The organism is Coleofasciculus sp. FACHB-1120, from assembly GCF_014698845.1.
GTDB lineage: Bacteria > Cyanobacteriota > Cyanobacteriia > Cyanobacteriales > FACHB-T130 > FACHB-T130.
This window is the reverse complement of the sequence record NZ_JACJTV010000003.1, coordinates 185,389-202,148: the sequence shown is the minus strand read 5'-3', so window position 1 is coordinate 202,148 and position 16,760 is coordinate 185,389. Positions and strand designations below refer to the sequence as shown.

Genomic DNA, 16,760 nt, shown 5'->3' with positions numbered 1-16,760 from the left:
ATTAGCAACTTGAAGTGAAACGGGAGTTTAGATGGTTAGCCCAGATCAGGTAGAGGCGATGATCAAAGCCAAAATGCCAGATGCCCAGATTCAAGTTCAGGATCTGACTGGCGGTGGCGACCATTACCAGGTGACAGTGGTTTCGTCGCAGTTTGAAGGCAAAAGGCTTGTACAACAGCATCAACTGGTTTACGGTGCGGTGCAGCCAGCCATGGCTACAGAAGCAATTCATGCTTTAGCACTAAAAACCTATACTCCCCAAGATTGGGAGGCTGCTACCAAGCAAGGTTGAACCTGAATAAAAATTGCGTTCTCACGCACTGGCATTACACTAGAAAACAGAGGCATTCCAAGCAGAACTATGACGCCAGAATTAAAAGAGCGGATTGACAGCTTGCTCAAAGAGCATAAAATTGTGGTCTTTATGAAGGGCAATAAGCTGATGCCCCAGTGTGGTTTTTCTAACAATGTGGTACAAATTCTGAATACTTTGGGCGTACCCTACCACACGATTGATATTTTGGACGACTGGGAAATCCGGCAGGGAATTAAGGAATATTCTAATTGGCCTACCATTCCCCAGGTTTACGTTGATGGTCAGTTTGTCGGCGGCTCAGACATCCTGATTGAACTGTACCAAAAGGGCGAGTTGCAGGAAATGGTTGAAGTTGCCTTAGCTTCCTAAAGCTTTGGGATACGAACTGAAAATTCCCTCCTGGTTCTTCATTTGAAGAATCAAGGAGGGAATTTTTACTGTTTTTAGGATAACTTGCGCCTAAATTTTAAAGCTGATTCAAAAGCTGTGCAGCCTGAATTATCCTAAATAAAATCATTGACTGGACTAGAGAGTAAGAGATACTAAGGGCGATCGCTCTTTTTTCAAATTTTTCCCGATCGGCTGTATAAAAATTACGAAGCTGCTGAACGTCAAAGATAATTAGCACCCGGAAGATCGCTGTTTTCTACCCAAACTTTATCCCTGCGGGCAATCTAACAACATTATCCACAGGTAACGATGGCAAGCCTGACGCTGATAGCCTCAGCTTGACCAAGGCAGCTAATCCGAACTAATAATAGTCCGATTTAGGTTGAGTCTGGGTCATGTCAAAGTTGGATGGATCGTAAATGTAACGGGTAACTTCTTCTTCTAAGCGGTGGATGAGAAAGGGTTCCAGAACGTTAGAATGACGCATAGCTGCGAGATAGCCATCTAAAAACAGCCGCAAATCATCAAAACGATAACCCCGATTCCACATTTCGACGAGGGCGTCGGTGAGTCTTTGGTAGTAGCGGATGGTTTGAGAGTCCTGTAGCATGGTCGGAAGTATCAGGTGTGAATTAGAAGTATACGGTGTGAAGCCGGAAGAAGAAAACTTTCGCCCTGAGCGATTAGCTTTGATTCTCGCAACTCATTGAGGACGCTTAGCGCCTAGCGCTAGAAAACGCAAGCGGACGCTGGTTGTCTTGTCTTCAGTTAAGGCGAGTGCCCTAACTAGAACTACAGCGTTTTGCAGATGCCGTGCGGAAATCGAAAACGGGTGCATCCCACTTTGGTGATGAGAGAAAGGTTGGTTGTGTTCCTTGAAAATTAAGGGAATCACACCAAAACTCATCCTTCCGAGACCAGCGAGTTGCGCGATCGCTCTCACTTTAGTTTCATCGTAGAAAACTCGATCCCCAACGTCATGCCCCTGCCGAGCGATTTGTGCCATCTTTTCCAGTAAGCACTGCAATTTAGTTGTTAGCTGGTTTAAACCGCCGGTAGGCAAGGGAAGGCTCCCAAATGAGCAAATTTTTGAGTTTTTGTCAATAAAGTTTCGGTTAGTTAACCGCATTTCCTATTTCCAGGATAGATTTGCCTATTGCCCCTTGCCTGGTATATCCAAAACGCTATTGGTCTCTTGCCTTGTGCCTCACTCAGGGGGATTCTGGTAGGAAAGACATCCTGCTTAGTCAAGCTGGGTATACTAATTTGATCATCTTTGGACATCGGCAGCTTTTGGCATGGCATTGTTCAGCAAACTTGACTAAACGTTAACCTTCGTTAACCTTTATTTTACTCATTGCCTGATGAAATGACTGCTTTGGCTTCAGGCTCTGCTCTAAATCTGTAATATTCCTTTAGAAAAATTAAATATATAAAACAAAAGTTTGATTTTATATATAAATTTCTTAATTTTTCACTTTTAATTTTTAATTGTATAGCCCAGACCCCTCGTAGCCCTGGTTACAGAATCCTGACATAAGCTTTGTTAAGCTAAATCTCACCAGCTTGAAGGGAAGCATGCCACCGTGGGATCGATTTGCATTCAGATCATCGAGGGGAACCCGCACCTGCGATCGCTACTGGGCTGGCACTTACAGCAAGCAAGCTACTGGGTGTGTCAATCCGCTGGCGTTCATCAAGGTAGAGAAACGTTTTATACTCGCCAACCCGCACTCGTAATCCTAGATTCCGACCTGCCAGATGGCGATGGAATTGAATTTTGCCGATGGCTTCATCAACAGGGACAGGTACTCATCTTGATGCTGTCTGCCCGCAGTATGGAAGCCGATATCGTCGCTGGATTAAAAGCAGGAGCTGACGATTATTTGACCAAGCCATTTGGGATGCAAGAATTTATGGCGCGGGTTGAGGCGCTAGTTCGCCGCGTTCGCGTCACAGCCGCACCCATGTCCCTAGATTATGGCGACCTAAAAATAGACTTAGTGCAGCGCCGCGTCCGCTTCAAAGAAGAATTCATTGAGCTGACGCCCCAAGAGTTCAGCCTGCTTTACGTTCTGGCACAGGCTGGAGGAGTGGCGCTGAGCCGTTCCGAACTGCTGCGCCGTGCTTGGCCTGACGCTATCGATAATCCACGCACCATTGATACTCATGTCCTCTCACTACGCAAGAAGATTGAGACCGATCCTCGACAACCCAGCATGATTCAAACTGTCCGCAACGTGGGCTATCGCTTCAATCCAGAGATTCTTAAGGGGGCGGAACCAGTTGCCTCAATCATTGATAACGATTCCAAACCGCTCCCTGCTCATGCTACCCCTAGCATGGTAGGAGGACAGAATCGCCACCGCTAAGCTCGGATGCGGATAGATTATTACCACCCGCTTCAAATCCAAGGCACTTCAGTTGTTGGGTAAATTTTCGGGCGAGGTTCCGGGATTCCCTGACTCTGGCGGATCGCTTCTTGACGACGAGCGATCGCCCACTGGCGCTGTCGCCACATCACAAAGCCAGTGATAAATAGAACGGTGGGACTCAAGCCAGCGAACACATACAAAATCCGCATTCCCAGCCCACCATAAATCCCAATGTGCAAAGTAAACAGCTCATTCATAATCCGGGTTCCTAGAGGTACCGTCAGCGCGTTTTCCACCCGCAAGACCTCTCCGCTGTACTGGTCGAGATAGACACGGCTACGACCATCTGGGCGGATTTCCTGGGGCAATTTCTTCGTGACCCTGACGATTCCATCCGGTTTACTGGCAAGAGAAATGAAGGTAGTTTTGCCTTCTGGCAACGCCGCATCAGCTTTGGGCAAAATTTCATCGAGTGTCAAAGGTGACTTGCCCACTTGGGGTGTGGACATTAAGGGCGTAGGTTTTGGCGTCTGTGTTAACCAGTAGACCGCTGGCTCGGTTTCCGCATGAAAAATCATTGCGGTTCCTGTGGAAGCAATTAGGAGCAGAAACGCAACAGACACGATACCCCCGACCTTATGAAGGTCATAGTTAACCAAGTGCCAGGGAGCTTGCCACCTGATCTGGAAGCCGGAAAGGAGCTTTCTCCAACCAGACCATAAAATCATCCCAGTGACGCTCAGCAGCAACAGCAACAAGCCACAAATCCCAACGACTTTCTCGCCAACCTTGCCAGCGAGGAGAGAGAAGTGGATGTCATACACGAAAGTTATCAACGTGCGTCCCCACTGTTGGGTGCCGAGGATCGCTCCAGTGTAGGGGTTAACGTAAGCGTAGATAAACTCATCCTTCTTTGATTCCATCCCCACCGTGTATACCGCATCTGGCTTTCGCGGCAGATCGATATAGGACAGCGTCAAGTCTGGATAAGCTGAGCGGACGATCTGTAACGCTGAATCTGGGGATATGCGATCGCGCAGGTTCTTGGAAGCAGATTCGCCTTGCGGGGCAACCTGATGTAAATGGGAATTGAGAGCGCGATCGATCTCTTTGTGAAAGACTAAAGCGCTTCCCGTCAATCCGATTACAAGTATCAGAAGACCGAACATTACACCCACATAGCGGTGCAGTATCAATGCAAGTTTGCGTAATTTCATCAGCAAGACTTCCTTTGAATTTTGTCTTCTGGCTTCCTCTGGGCGGGTTTAATCTAATACTTTTCAGTAAGGCTAGTTCCTCTCAAATAGAGCTGAACAAATAGAGAAACATCGTCCCCCTCAAAAAAGGGGGTTGGGAGGATCTGCCACAGATGAAACTTACTCATCGAAAAGTATTGAGCTTTAACCCGAATGGCGTTCGGGAGACCAGATTAATCGCTTAGCCAGCCCCTAAAACATCAAAATTCCACCCCAAATGTCCCCAGCAAAGTTAAAGGCGCTCCGGGGTAGACTAAGAAGCCCTGAGAATCGTAATACTTTGTATCAAAGAGATTCTTGATATTCAGAGCAGCTCGGTAATTGTCTCGCCGATAGAAGATAGCGGCATCAGTTCTCAAATACGAAGGGATTTCGATGGTATTTGGAAGCTCCGCTTCCCGTGCGCCCACAAAATATAATCCAGCTCCAAAACCTAATCCTTGCAAAGCACCTCTTTGGAATTCATAAGTCATCCACAAGCTAGCAGTATTATTTGGCGCGTTAACTAATTCGTCCCCTTCAGGAATACTCTCATCTTTGCTAACAAAAGCATCCATATGTGCATAAGATGCAATAACATTCCAACCGGGTCTAATTTCTCCCCTTACGTCCAATTCGATGCCTCGGCTCTTAACTTCTCCCGCTGCAATTGAGAAATCAGTATCATTAGGATCTGTCGTAGCGACGTTTGTCTTCGTTATCTGGTAAGCTGCCAGCGTCGTGGACAATCTACCATCTAAGAATTCACCTTTAATTCCGGCTTCGTATTGGGTACCTCTTTCAGGCTCTATTAGCTGTCCGTCCGACGTAAAAGCAAAAATATTTGGTCTAAAAGAGCGGCTGTAGCTGGCATAGAGTGAAATTGGTTCTATCGGCTGATAAACAATTCCAACGCGGGGTGAAAAGGCTTCAAAGTAACGGCTGGATTTTTCAGCTTCGCTTCCATTCAAAGCGTCTGAAACATCTTCGATGTCAAGATCGACCGAATCAAATCGACCGCCAACCAGTAATTTCAGGTTTGGCAACAATGTCAGCTGATCTTGTACATAAATACCTAACGTATCGGTGTTTTCGTCCCTACCAAAACCATCACCAAAACTGGTTGGGCGCGGAAACCCGTAAACTGGGTTGTAAATATCAAGGGAAGGGAAATTCGCTCTGAGTAATGTGTAGCCAGCCTTAGCTCTGCTTAACTCAAGCCCCAGGAGAAGTTGATGACTGATTGAGCCAGTATTGAATTTTCCTACTAAGTCTGTTTGGAGAGAATAATTTTCTCTGTATTCATCAGCGTCGTTAAATCGTCGTCTTAAGGTGCGTCCGTCTCCCTCTAATTGAAAAGTCCGTGCTTGAACATTTGTACGCTCTAGATCAACAATTTGAGCGGAGAAGGCATTCCGAATCCGCCAGTTTTCACTAAAACGATGATCTAGAACATAACCAGCTTTATGGCTTCTATGGCTGTAACTGTCGTTGGGTTCTCCTAAATAACGACTGATGGGCAGATCAAACATCGCGGTTAGCGGTGGAAAGCCGCGATCGAAAGTCCGATCGAGATCCAGGTATTCATACTCCAAGGTTAAGGTAGTTTTATCAGTAATCTTGAAGCTCAAGATAGGTGCAACTACGAAAAGCTCGCTGTCTACGAAATCTCTAAAACTACCCGAATTTTCATAGGCAACATTCAATCGATACAATACATTTTTGTCAGGGTCGAGGGGACCAGAAATATCTATCGATGGGCGATAGAAGTCGTAACTTCCAGCCGTAAATGAAGCGGCATAAAAGGGTTCGCTCAGTGGTTGCTTGGTGATGTAATTCACGACACCGCCCGGTTCAATCTGACCATAAAGCACCGAAGCTGGTCCTTTGAGAACTTCGACTCGTTCTATGTTGGCGACATCAGTTAATGAGTAAGAACCAGCATCGCTGAAACCATTTCTCAAGTTATTGGAGATGGCAAATCCTCGGATGGTGTAGTTATCAGTAGCGCCTCCATAGCCTTCTGTTCGCACAACACCGCTAACGTTGCGTGCAGCTTCTGTGATTCTTACAACTTGTTGATCCTCAATCACCTGTCGAGGAACAACCTGAATGGACTGAGGAACGTCGCGCAAAGGTGTATCGGTTCGCGTGGCGGTTGTGGCGTCAATGACTCTATATCCCCCTTCTTGCTGACCCGTTACCACCAGTTCAATTTCCTCTGGCTCTTCAACTAGATCGTCTGGTTGGGTTTCGTCAGCAGATTCAGCCTCTGTGGGGGTCTGGGGCGACTCAGAAGGCTCAGAGTCAGTCGTCTCTGGTGTTTGGCTAGGGGGAGCCTCAGCTGTTTCTGAAGTGGTCGTTAAGCTGAGTACCACTCCCTGCGGACTCGGTACCACCTCTGCCATTGGCAGTTCTGCGACGCCTTTGATCGTTACCCGAATACTGTTGTCATACAAGCGGTTTACGGTTACAGAAGTTATACCGAAAGCTGGGTTTTCCTGAGTAAACGTATCCCCTTCTGGAAGACTTAACTGGGCGTTAAGCAGGTCAATAAGCAGGGTTTGGTCATAGCTGGACGTGACCACTTGGGGCGCTGCTCCATTTGTCGTCTGCAAAATCACCTGCAAGCCATTGGGCGTTGAGTTGAGTTGCACGCCAGTGACTTGTACGACCTCAGCCTTTACTGGCTGAGCCACTGTCATGGCAACTGAGCCTGCGAGCAACAAGCCAGGAAGTAATTGCTGTAGTTTCATTCCGTTTCCACACACCTAATTTATGCACCCAGGTCTTGATTAACAAGCCTGATTTTTTATTGCAAGTAATTATCATTAGTGTGGTTAAGATAAAACGACGCCCATGTAAAAGTCAAGTAGAAAAATTAGAAGGCATCGCCTAAGAGAAAGATTGACAAATGGCTTGTTTTGGGCATTTATTATTCAGGGTTGGCTCAAGCCTAACTTCTTTAACCAATGTTTAAAGAAGTTGAGCAATCGAATAATTGAGAAAACGCTATAAAAGTGTTTTCTCTAACTAAGAAAGTTATTCAAGAAAGGTAAATTTAATCACACTAGCAGGCTGGTTTAGAGTGGAGAACGCTCGCCTTTCGCCTTGTTTCTAAATCCGATGGCTGCAAAATCCTGAATGGAGACACCACGAGGGCGATCGCAACTAACTCTACACGCGCCTAGAGTGCCGAAAAATTAGCTAGAGTGCCGAAAAATTAGCAAAAAAACTCAACCCACCTAGCGGCTTTTGAAGCGGCGGTACGGGTTCAATAATCCATCAAATTTAAAAAAATTTAAAAAACAGATGAGAGGCTGAGTAACGCTCAGCCTCTCGATTCAGGCTATGGCTGAAGTTTTTTGATCAGAGCCAGTGCTTGTTTGGACTCATCTGGCTTGCCTTGCGTAGCGAAGAGTTCAGAGGCTTTCTGAAGGTCTTCAATCGCTTTATTGTCTTCCTCTATCTGAGCATAAGCGATTCCTCTTTGATAGTAAGCTTCTGCTTGATCGGGCTTCAATTTGATAACTTCACTGTAATCAGCGATCGCTCCGGCGTCGTCTTCTAACTCGGTACGAGCTAATCCTCGATTCAAGTAAGCTTCATCATCCTTGGGATCGAGTTGCAGCACTTTGCTGTAATCCGCGATCGCTTTCTCGTAATCCTCTAGTTCAACCAGAGCCACAGCTCGGTTGTAGTAAGCTTCCGTATCATTGGGATTTACTTCCAGTACCCTCGACAACAGATCAACGGCTGCCTTGTAGTCTCCGGCGTCAAGTTTGTCCAAACCCTGTTGGAGCAGCGCCTCAGGATTCCCTTGGAGGCGGGGACTGGTAGAAGCAGGTGGTTTAATTTGGGGACTGGTAGAAGCAGGCGGTTTGATTTGAGGACTGGTAGGTGCAGGCGGTTTGATTTGAGGACTGGTAGGAGCGGGAGACGGTTCTGACTGGGCACGAACTCCCGGCGTCACTCCACCCACTCCGATAACAACTCCTAAAATTGCGATCGCTGTCTTGATGTTCATAAATTTACTTGGTGACGAGTGATTGGGTATTCAACAATCAGTTCAAGAGTGTATACCCACTCTGGTTGAGAGGCAATTATTCATTGTTCGTAGTAGCTGAACCTGATGATTCTGCTGAGGAAGGTGCAGCTTTCCGTCACCGCTGGGGGAGTGATGGCTCCGAGCTACGGTCGGAAGATGCCGATTCTGAGCGACGATGTTCGCAAGAACAACGCGAACGCTCCGATCCCTCTAGCTGAAAATCAACTGAAGCCGGAACCCCCTGTTGTCTACCAGAGGAAGAATCAAACTTCCAATTTCTGGCGGCTCTCACAGCAGCTTCATCGAGTTCCCTACTACCGCTGGAACGAGACAGGCGAACATTGGTGACATTTCCTTTGTCATCAACATCAAAGCTGAGCATGGCTGAACCCGATGATTCTGCTGAGGAAGGTGCGACTCTCAGACGCCGGGGAGTCAATGCCTCGGAGCTACGGTCGGAAGATGCCGATTCTAAGCGACGACGATGCTCGCGTCGTTCTCGCGATCGCTGCGATCCCTCTAGCTGAAAATCAACTGAAGCCCGAACCCCCTCTCGTTTACCAGATGAAGAACTGAACTTCCAATTTCTGGCGGCTCTCACAGCAGCTTCATCAAGTTCCCTACTACCACTGGAACGCGACACCCGAACATTAGTCACATTTCCTTTGTCGTCAACATCAATGCTGAGCAGTGCTTCTTTGGACTGATTTGGGTTGCCTTGCGTAGCAAAGAGTTCAGAGGCTTTCTGAAGGTCTTCAATCGCTTTATTATCTTCCTCTAGCTGAGCATAAGCGATTCCTCTTTGATAGTAAGCTTCTGCTTGATCGGGCTTCAATTTGATAACTTCGCTGTAATCAGCGATCGCTCCGGCGTCGTCTTCTAACTCGGTACGAGCTAGTCCTCGATTCAAGTAAGCTTCATCATCCTGGGGATCGAGTTGTAGCACTTTGCTATAATCAGCGATCGCTTTCTTGTAGTCCTCTAGCTCAACCAGAGCCACGGCTCGATTGTAGTAAGCTTCCGTATCATTAGGATTTACTTCCAGCACCTTCGACAACAGATCGACCGCTGCCTTGTAGTCTCCGGCGTCAAGTTTGTCCAAACCCTGTTGGAGCAGCGCCTCAGGATTCCCTTGGAGGCGGGGACTGGTAGAAGCAGGCGGTTTAATTTGAGGGCTGGTAGGAGCGGGGGATGCTTCTGACTGGGCACGAACTCCAGGGGTTACTCCACCCACTCCGATAACAACTCCTAAAATTGCGATCGCTGTCTTAATGCTGTGCATAAGTTTACTTAGCGACGAGTGATTGGGTATTCGACAATCAGTTCAAGAGTCTATACCCACTCTGATTGAGAGGCAATTACTCATTGCTCGTAGTAGGTGAACCTGATGATTGTGCTGAGGAAGGTGCAGCTCTCCGCCGCCGTGCCCGTGGAGCTTGTTGTGACTGACTGCCTGAACCGGCTTCTAGACGACGCTGCCGCCGTGCCCGTGGGGCTTGCCGCACCGGACTAGAGGCAGATTCCACGCGCCGCCGTGCCCGACGTGGAGCTTGCCGCGTCGGACTAGCCGCCGCAGATTCTACACGCCGTCGCCGTGCCCCTGGGGCTTGCCGCGTCGGACTAGCCGCCGCAGATTCCACGCGCCGCCGCCGTGCCCGACGTGGAGTCTGCGAGGCACTTGTGGAAGAAGATGCTGCTTCCAAACGCCGCCGTACCCGACGTGGAGTCTGCGAGGCACTTGTGGAAGAAGATGCCGCTTCCAAGCGCCGCCGCCGAGAACGACGCGGCGTTTCTGAGGCGCTCGTGGAAGAAGATGCCGCTTCCAAGCGCCGCCGCCGCCGGGGAGTCGATGCCTCGGAGCTACGGCTGGAAGATGCCGATTCTGTGCGACGACGCTCACGCGAACGACGCGATCGCTCCGATCCCTCTAGCTGAAAATCAACTGAAGCCCGAACCCCCTCTCGTTTACCAGATGAAGAACTGAACTTCCAATTTCTGGCGGCTCTCACAGCAGCTTCATCGAGTTCCCTACTACCACTGGAACGCGACACCCGAACATTAGTCACATTGCCTTTTTCATCAACATCAACACTGACCTGGGATGCGCCTTCGACACCTTGCCGTCTTGCATTACTTGGATAGTTGGGCTTGTCACATTTAACGCAACCGATTCGGCTCGATCCCGATCTCCTCGAAGGACGTTCTTCATCCCGGTCTCTTGGCTCAGTTCTTGGCTCAGTTCTCGGTTTGAAATTTTCCGGAACTATCGCTACATCTCTTCCAGTTCCTGATTCTTTGCTGGTGCCAGTGCCACTACCTGTGCCAGTGCCCCTACCGCTTCCTTGTCCTGAGCCTGTACCAGTGCCGTTACCCGTAACAGTGCCGTTACTCGTAACAGTGCCACTACCTGTGCCAGTGCCCCTACCGCTTCCTTGTCCTGAGCCTGTACCAGTGCCGTTACCCGTAACAGAACCACTGCCTAGCAGACTTCCCGTTCCGGCAGCAACAGTAGAGCCGCCGATGGTACTGCTGTTATCAGTTTGGCTAGCGCTATTTCCTGCACTTTCTTGAGTTTGTCTGGAGCCGGTAATTCCTCTAACTAAATCTCTAAATCTTTCAGACGTTTGTTGCTGCAAAGAAGGACTCGCCTGTGTTGAAGCTGCTGGCTTATCACTCTGTGGAGACGGCGCAACAGCAACTGAGCTAGGCTGGGCAATCGGCTGCGAGTTACTGACTGGATTGGGTTTCTCAGCGCGTTCTAAAGACGGCTTCTCTATTGGTCTGGGCGTGTCAGCAACGGGTTCTTCACGCTTGACAGGTGTTGCTGAATCGGGGGCGACTCGTTTGGGCGTTTGAGTGGGTCGGAACGGGGGTAAATTTACCGCCAGCGGCTGTCGCACTGGCTGCGGTACTACTTCAGGGCGCGTAGGTTGCGACGCTACCAGTGGAGAGGGAGCCGCTTTTGGTTCCGTGCGAGGTTGAGATGCTGGCGCAGCAGCACTGGTATCGGGTGTACTGCTTTGACTCGAACTCTCTGCTGCAACTGAACCTTCTGCCGATTCCTGCCTAGAACCCGTAAGTATACGAGAACCTTCGGTTGCAACTGAACTTGCTGCCGATGGCGTCTGCTCTTGTTGATCTTCTTTTGGAGTATCTTCCTCTGGTTCCAAAGCTTGAAGGCTCTCAGGATCGAGAACCACAACTTCCATTGGCTCTTCGGCAATGATGTCAGATGTTTTCACCCAACGATTGCTCATCGCCAGCACTCCCAGATGGAGTGCGAAGGAACCGATGAGGCTGTAGGTTATAAAAGACCTCAGAGCCTCTTCTTCTTTTTCTCGCTGCTGAACAGCAACACTTGACAAGCCCATAGATTATTGCAAGTTATTTGCACTTGTTTGGTCAAGGTAAGATGCACTGAAGTAAATGTCAAGAGGGAGAACCAGTAAAATAGGCTGCGATCGCCTTAGCCTAATCCTCTCCAAACCTTTCCTTGATAGGCTTCTCAACCTTTTCAACAGTTTTGTTAAAATTACTTAACAAAACTCCTTATTCCTCAAGTTGTGGAGAACTGCTTGACATAGATTCTCATTAGGTTTAATTTCTCTTGAGAACTTCTATCAGCTTTAATACTCCAGTAAGCTGGTAGGCTAAGCCTTGTTGATTGCCCTAGAGAAATTAGATGGGAATTAGTAATCTTTTTGCGGCGGGTGGCGTGGTCATGTGGCCACTCCTAGGATTTTCTATATTAGCGATCGCCCTAGTAATAGAGCGTGCAAGGTTTTGGTATCGCATTAACCGACGGCAAGATCGGGTTGTGCGAGACGTGATGAAGCTTTATCAGCACGATCCTGAAGCTGCTGTGCATCGGCTAAAGCAGAATGCTGAGTTGCCGATTGCGCGGATCTTTTTGGCAGCTTTAGAACTGGAACAACCCAATCCAGAAGAATTTCGATTAGCGCTGGAAAGTGAAGCGCAAGCCGAGTTACCTGGATTGAAGCGATTCAATGTGGTGTTTGAAACGATCATCGCTCTTTCCCCTCTACTGGGGTTGCTAGGAACGGTTTTGGGGCTGATTAACTCCTTTGCCTCGCTGACGCTAGGAAGCGTCGGAGGCAGCCAGACGGTGGGTGTTACGGCAGGGATTAGCGAGGCGTTAGTTTCCACCGCCACCGGATTAATTGTGGCAATTTTTGCCCTCGTGTTTTCAAATGCCTTTCGCGGTTTCTATCAGAGGCAGTCGGCACACATTCAAGAGTACGGCGGTCAGCTAGAACTGTTATACCGTCGCCGTTATGAAAAAGGAGAGCCTTCCTATGCGACTACCCGATGAGCCGGATATCCCAGTGCAGATTAACATCGTGCCGATGATCGATGTAATCTTCGCCATTTTGACCTTTTTCATCATGTCCACACTGTTTTTGACCCGTTCAGAAGGGTTATCGGTGAATTTGCCAAATGCAGCAACCGGACAAGCTCAAAAATCGACACCCGTAACGGTGTCAATTGATGAAGAAGGAGAAATCGCACTGAACCGGCAGCCAATTGATTTAGAGGAATTGGAAACCGGAGTGCGATCGCTAATTCCATCTGAGCAAGAAACCCTTGTCGTGCTAAATGCTGATGAAGGCGTCAACCACGGTCAAGTCGTGGCGGTGATGGATCAATTGCGTAAGGTTAAAGGGGCAAAATTAGCGATCGCTACGAAGAAGTAATCCGTCCATTGGGTCAAAGATTATTCGTTATCAGTCGATAGTCATTAGTTAGTAGTAACGAACTAATGACTTATCACTCATGACAATTACTAATTACCCTTAACCCCAATCTTGAGCAGCTTGTGCTTCCGCTTGGATAAAGCGATCGCGTAAATTAGTCCAGTCTATCTGTGCTGCTGAGACATCCTCCAGCAACTGCCCATCCTGCAAATATAAAACCCGATTGCAAAACATTTGGGCTAAATCTAACTGGTGATTGACCATCAATACTGTAGTTTTTCCCTCGTTGCAAAGTTGCGTTAATACTTGCAGCACGTAAGCAGCACGACCCGCATCTAGGGCAGACGTTGGCTCATCAAGTAATAAAATTTTAGGTTGGATAACGAGGGCACGGGCAATTCCCACCAATTGCCGTTGTCCTTGCGACAGTTGCACTTCTGTCCGCCCTAACCAATCTTCTGGGATGTGTAGTTGCTCGATCCATGTGAGCAATTGCTGCTGAATTACCTGTTTTGTCGCACCTTGCAAAACCAGAGGATAAGCTAAGGCATCTCTAACAGTCATTCCCAAAAGTTTTGGTTCTTGAGAAACTAGCATTACCTGCCGCCGCAACGGAATAACCGGAAGCTTTCGATAATCTTGATTTTCTAGATAAATTGTGCCAGCAGTCGGTTCTAATAGTCGGTTCAATAGCCGCAACAGCGAGGTTTTTCCGGCACCAGAAGGGCCAATTAAACACAAGCGATCGCCCGGAAATACCTCAAACGAAATTTCCTTCAATAAATACTGCGAACCAACTGGCGCTGCAAGGCTTACCCGTTCCAGCCGCAGCAAATCTTTTTGTGCTTTCGTGTCTTCGTAGTTCAAAAAATTATGTCAATCGTCCTTGTGTAGTCGCCATCCAAATTGTCCACGCATCTGTAACAAAAAGCAGCAGCGAGAACACTAACAAAATTAGATACATCCAAGGCTGAGACAAAGGACGAACATCAGTTGTATCAATTCCCGTCTTGTCTTCCACCAGTTTAACTAACCGAGCAAAGCCAACGACCCGCATCGGTAGCAAATAAGCTTTTTGCTCTGACTTACTTATAAAGTAATAAACGATTCCACCTTGCCCTGTCGAGCGAAATTTTAAATCTTTGACTTCTGCCCAAGCTAACGACCAACCCTTGCGGAAGAAACCGGGAACCCAGCGAGGATAAGTGACCTGGATTTTTTCATCATCCACAATTACCCGTTCGCTGAGGACGCCAGATAACGGGACTAACCCTAAGGCAATTCCCAGCCACAGCAACCAAGGCGGTACGGGTGACGCAGATGCCTGTGACAAAAACGGTAGCGGAATCGTTAGTGCCAGGTAAAGCGTCATCAAGGTGATGCGAATCAGGGGGGAAATGCGAAAAACGAAATGACTGGGTTGCGCTGATTCCGACTGGGTTGATTCCGACTGTAAATCAAGATTTTGTGACACGCTTTTAACTCAAAATCTAAAATTTAAAACTGAAATTGTTTATTGTTGCGGCGTCCAAACCGTTTGAGTGCCTTGTCCCCAAAATCCATCAAATTTGGTTACTTTGACATCTCCTAAAACCTGGGTTTGACAAGCTAAGCGACGGTTTGCCGTGGGAGAATGAGGAGGAAGCGATCGCCGGGTTTTATCTTTCCAGTTGGCTTCGGAAACGTTTCCTTCTACTGCCACTGCACAGGTGCCACAGGTACCAATTCCCTGGCAGTTAATGATTTTTGCCTTGCCATTGTAGAGGTCGATGCCATTTTCCAATAGCACTTTACGCAGATTAGCCCCCGTGTTGCACTCAAACGTTTTTCCTTGAGCTGTTACCTTTGGCATAATGATGGATTCAACGAGCCTCTTGAGTGACGATTTATCTTCACTTTATTTTTACAGTTCTTTACAAAATTAGCTGTTAAATTTTCTCCCTCGGCGACAACTTCCCATGCACTCAGATCAAACAAACCGAATTTGGATTTACGACACGACATTGCGCGACGGTGCCCAACGCGAAGGGCTATCGCTGTCACTCGAAGACAAGTTGCGAATTGCCCGAAAGCTAGATAAGTTGGGCGTTCCATTTATTGAAGGGGGTTGGCCTGGAGCAAATCCTAAAGATGTACAATTTTTTTGGCAATTGAAGGAAGAACCACTCTCCTTCTCAGAAATTGTCGCCTTTTGTTCGACTCGCCGTCCCCATACAACTGCGGCAGAAGATCCGATGTTGCAGCCCATTCTCGCGGCGGGAACGCGCTGGGTGACGATATTTGGCAAATCCTGGGATTTACAGGTTACAGAAGGTCTGAAGACCAGCTTAGAAGAAAATCTGGCGATGATTGGAGATACGATTGAATATCTCCGCAGTCAGGGGCGGCGGGTGATTTACGATGCGGAACACTGGTTTGATGGCTATAAGCACAATCGGGATTATGCGCTCAAGACCTTAGAGAGTGCGATCGCCGCCGGTGCAGAATGGCTCGTCTTCTGCGACACCAATGGCGGCACGCTTCCCCACGAAATTAGTCAAATTGTCCGGGATGTCGCCAGTGTAATCGGAATCAGCCCTCAGCAGTCAGAAGCCAGCAGTGAGTTCAAAACTCGAAACCTCCCGCTTCTTGGCATTCACACGCACAATGATTCTGATACAGCAGTGGCGAATGCTTTAGCAGCCGTTATGGAAGGAGCTAGGATGGTGCAAGGCACCATCAACGGCTACGGCGAACGCTGCGGTAATGCTAACCTTTGCTCTGTGATTCCCAATTTGCAACTCAAACTGGGATACGACTGTATTCAAGATGAACAACTGCTACACCTGACAGCCGCCAGTCGTTCCATCAGCGAAGTCGTCAATCTGGCTCCCGATGAACACGCACCGTTTGTGGGTCGTTCTGCGTTTGCTCACAAAGGTGGCATCCACGTTTCGGCGGTTGAACGCAACCCGTTGACTTACGAACATATTCAGCCAGAACAAGTCGGCAACGAGCGTCGAATTGTGATTTCCGACCAAGCTGGATTAAGTAATATTTTGGCAAAGGCTCGCAGTTTTGGCATTGACCTAGAGAAACAAGATCCCGCCTGTCGCCAACTTCTACGCCGCCTTAAGGAACTGGAGAATGAAGGCTATCAGTTTGAGGCAGCAGAAGCAAGTTTCGATTTGCTGATGCGCGAGGCATTGGGACAACGACAGCAAATGTTTGAACTCAAGGGTTTTCAAGTTCACTGCGATATCGTCAGGAATGCAAACGCCCTCGCCACCGTGAAAGTTGCTGTCAATGGCAAAGATATCTTGGAAGCTGCGGAAGCAAATGGCCCAGTTTCGGCGCTGGATGCTGCATTACGCAAAGCTTTAGTCAATTTCTACCCAGAAATTGCCGTATTTCACTTGACTGACTACAAAGTGCGGATTCTGGACAGTGGTGCGGGGACTTCAGCCAAAACTCGCGTTCTCGTGGAATCTAGCAACGGTCATCAGCGCTGGGCAACTGTGGGAGTTTCTAGCAATATCTTAGAAGCTTCTTATCAGGCAGTGGTCGAAGGAATTGAGTACGGTTTGCTGTTGCAATCTTCAGCAAGTCGGACGACAGAAGTTGCAGCAACACAATTGTAGAAACCAGATATAGAAACCAGAGTTAATTACGTCTTTCTCAATAAAATTTGATAGCGATCGC

General features: G+C 48.2%; 16 protein-coding genes. 6 read left to right on the top strand and 10 right to left on the bottom strand.

The features are described 5' to 3' along the window. Positions 1-31 precede the first annotated feature (31 nt). Positions 32-292, top strand: coding sequence for a BolA family transcriptional regulator (locus H6H02_RS04700; protein WP_190815137.1), 261 nt, complete (start codon positions 32-34; stop codon positions 290-292). A 69-nt stretch (positions 293-361) separates the two neighbouring features. Continuing rightward, entirely contained in the window at positions 362-685 is a 324-nt protein-coding gene (gene grxD, locus H6H02_RS04695; RefSeq protein ID WP_190415580.1) for a Grx4 family monothiol glutaredoxin, read from the top strand. Positions 686-1,067: 382 nt separating this feature from the next. On the opposite strand, the gene H6H02_RS04690 is transcribed toward grxD, so the two are convergent. Together H6H02_RS04690 and H6H02_RS04685 are read right to left on the bottom strand one after the other, a co-directional pair. Then, a complete protein-coding gene (locus H6H02_RS04690; protein ID WP_190415582.1) occupies positions 1,068-1,316 on the bottom strand; it encodes a DUF6761 family protein in 249 nt (82 codons plus the stop codon). A gap of 93 nt (positions 1,317-1,409) precedes the next feature. After that, positions 1,410-1,835, bottom strand: a complete 426-nt coding sequence (locus H6H02_RS04685) for a hypothetical protein (RefSeq protein WP_190815135.1) — start codon at positions 1,833-1,835, stop codon at positions 1,410-1,412. Between the two features lie 457 nt (positions 1,836-2,292). Between H6H02_RS04685 and H6H02_RS04680 the strand changes: the two genes are divergently transcribed. Then, positions 2,293-3,078, top strand: a complete 786-nt coding sequence (locus H6H02_RS04680) for a winged helix-turn-helix domain-containing protein (protein WP_190815133.1) — start codon at positions 2,293-2,295, stop codon at positions 3,076-3,078. 32 nt (positions 3,079-3,110) lie between these two features. On the opposite strand, the gene H6H02_RS04675 is transcribed toward H6H02_RS04680, so the two are convergent. The 5 genes from H6H02_RS04675 to H6H02_RS04655 all read right to left on the bottom strand — a co-directional run bounded on the left by H6H02_RS04675 (position 3,111) and on the right by H6H02_RS04655 (position 11,735). Beyond that, positions 3,111-4,298: a PepSY-associated TM helix domain-containing protein gene (locus H6H02_RS04675; protein ID WP_190815131.1), complete on the bottom strand. Its 1,188-nt coding sequence runs from the start codon at positions 4,296-4,298 to the stop codon at positions 3,111-3,113. A gap of 239 nt (positions 4,299-4,537) precedes the next feature. Beyond that, positions 4,538-7,072: a TonB-dependent siderophore receptor gene (locus tag H6H02_RS04670; protein WP_190815129.1), complete on the bottom strand. Its 2,535-nt coding sequence runs from the start codon at positions 7,070-7,072 to the stop codon at positions 4,538-4,540. A gap of 593 nt (positions 7,073-7,665) precedes the next feature. Further along, complete coding sequence (locus H6H02_RS04665; RefSeq protein WP_190815127.1) at positions 7,666-8,343, bottom strand: tetratricopeptide repeat protein; 678 nt, start codon at positions 8,341-8,343, stop codon at positions 7,666-7,668. 136 nt (positions 8,344-8,479) lie between these two features. Beyond that, positions 8,480-9,646: a TonB family protein gene (locus tag H6H02_RS04660; protein WP_190815125.1), complete on the bottom strand. Its 1,167-nt coding sequence runs from the start codon at positions 9,644-9,646 to the stop codon at positions 8,480-8,482. Between the two features lie 76 nt (positions 9,647-9,722). After that, complete coding sequence (locus H6H02_RS04655; protein ID WP_190815123.1) at positions 9,723-11,735, bottom strand: energy transducer TonB; 2,013 nt, start codon at positions 11,733-11,735, stop codon at positions 9,723-9,725. Positions 11,736-12,046: 311 nt separating this feature from the next. Here H6H02_RS04655 and H6H02_RS04650 point away from each other — a divergent pair, with 311 nt between their 5' ends. Together H6H02_RS04650 and H6H02_RS04645 are read left to right on the top strand one after the other, a co-directional pair. Continuing rightward, positions 12,047-12,697 carry a MotA/TolQ/ExbB proton channel family protein gene (locus H6H02_RS04650; RefSeq protein ID WP_190815121.1) on the top strand — a complete coding sequence of 217 codons (651 nt, stop codon included), beginning with the start codon at positions 12,047-12,049 and terminating at the stop codon, positions 12,695-12,697. Continuing rightward, the gene (locus H6H02_RS04645; RefSeq protein ID WP_190815120.1) at positions 12,681-13,079 is read left to right on the top strand and encodes a biopolymer transporter ExbD; all 399 of its coding nucleotides are present in this window, start codon (positions 12,681-12,683) and stop codon (positions 13,077-13,079) included. The genes H6H02_RS04650 and H6H02_RS04645 overlap by 17 nt, the downstream gene beginning before the upstream one ends. Positions 13,080-13,178: 99 nt before the next feature. Here H6H02_RS04645 and H6H02_RS04640 read toward each other — a convergent pair whose 3' ends face one another. From H6H02_RS04640 to H6H02_RS04630, 3 genes are all read right to left on the bottom strand, one after another. Continuing rightward, complete coding sequence (locus H6H02_RS04640) at positions 13,179-13,946, bottom strand: ATP-binding cassette domain-containing protein (RefSeq protein ID WP_190815118.1); 768 nt, start codon at positions 13,944-13,946, stop codon at positions 13,179-13,181. Between the two features lie 4 nt (positions 13,947-13,950). Next, entirely contained in the window at positions 13,951-14,451 is a 501-nt protein-coding gene (locus tag H6H02_RS04635; protein ID WP_347342565.1) for a hypothetical protein, read from the bottom strand. 141 nt (positions 14,452-14,592) lie between these two features. Then, positions 14,593-14,931: a 2Fe-2S iron-sulfur cluster-binding protein gene (locus tag H6H02_RS04630; RefSeq protein ID WP_190815116.1), complete on the bottom strand. Its 339-nt coding sequence runs from the start codon at positions 14,929-14,931 to the stop codon at positions 14,593-14,595. Between the two features lie 106 nt (positions 14,932-15,037). Between H6H02_RS04630 and cimA the strand changes: the two genes are divergently transcribed. Beyond that, positions 15,038-16,699 carry a citramalate synthase gene (gene cimA, locus H6H02_RS04625; RefSeq protein WP_190815114.1) on the top strand — a complete coding sequence of 554 codons (1,662 nt, stop codon included), beginning with the start codon at positions 15,038-15,040 and terminating at the stop codon, positions 16,697-16,699. Positions 16,700-16,760: the final 61 nt, after the last annotated feature.

Excerpts from the sequence above, each read along its gene's own strand:
- H6H02_RS04660 (WP_190815125.1), bottom strand. The coding sequence starts at position 9,646 with ATGCACAGCATTAAGACAGCGATCGCAATTTTAGGAGTTGTTATCGGA.
- H6H02_RS04690 (WP_190415582.1), bottom strand. The coding sequence starts at position 1,316 with ATGCTACAGGACTCTCAAACCATCCGCTACTACCAAAGACTCACCGAC.
- H6H02_RS04685 (WP_190815135.1), bottom strand. The coding sequence starts at position 1,835 with ATGCGGTTAACTAACCGAAACTTTATTGACAAAAACTCAAAAATTTGC.
- grxD (WP_190415580.1), top strand. The coding sequence starts at position 362 with ATGACGCCAGAATTAAAAGAGCGGATTGACAGCTTGCTCAAAGAGCAT.
- H6H02_RS04670 (WP_190815129.1), bottom strand. The coding sequence starts at position 7,072 with ATGAAACTACAGCAATTACTTCCTGGCTTGTTGCTCGCAGGCTCAGTT.
- H6H02_RS04635 (WP_347342565.1), bottom strand. The coding sequence starts at position 14,451 with ATGACGCTTTACCTGGCACTAACGATTCCGCTACCGTTTTTGTCACAG.
- H6H02_RS04630 (WP_190815116.1), bottom strand. The coding sequence starts at position 14,931 with ATGCCAAAGGTAACAGCTCAAGGAAAAACGTTTGAGTGCAACACGGGG.
- H6H02_RS04700 (WP_190815137.1), top strand. The coding sequence starts at position 32 with ATGGTTAGCCCAGATCAGGTAGAGGCGATGATCAAAGCCAAAATGCCA.
- H6H02_RS04665 (WP_190815127.1), bottom strand. The coding sequence starts at position 8,343 with ATGAACATCAAGACAGCGATCGCAATTTTAGGAGTTGTTATCGGAGTG.
- H6H02_RS04655 (WP_190815123.1), bottom strand. The coding sequence starts at position 11,735 with ATGGGCTTGTCAAGTGTTGCTGTTCAGCAGCGAGAAAAAGAAGAAGAG.
- cimA (WP_190815114.1), top strand. The coding sequence starts at position 15,038 with ATGCACTCAGATCAAACAAACCGAATTTGGATTTACGACACGACATTG.
- H6H02_RS04650 (WP_190815121.1), top strand. The coding sequence starts at position 12,047 with ATGGGAATTAGTAATCTTTTTGCGGCGGGTGGCGTGGTCATGTGGCCA.
- H6H02_RS04645 (WP_190815120.1), top strand. The coding sequence starts at position 12,681 with ATGCGACTACCCGATGAGCCGGATATCCCAGTGCAGATTAACATCGTG.
- H6H02_RS04675 (WP_190815131.1), bottom strand. The coding sequence starts at position 4,298 with ATGAAATTACGCAAACTTGCATTGATACTGCACCGCTATGTGGGTGTA.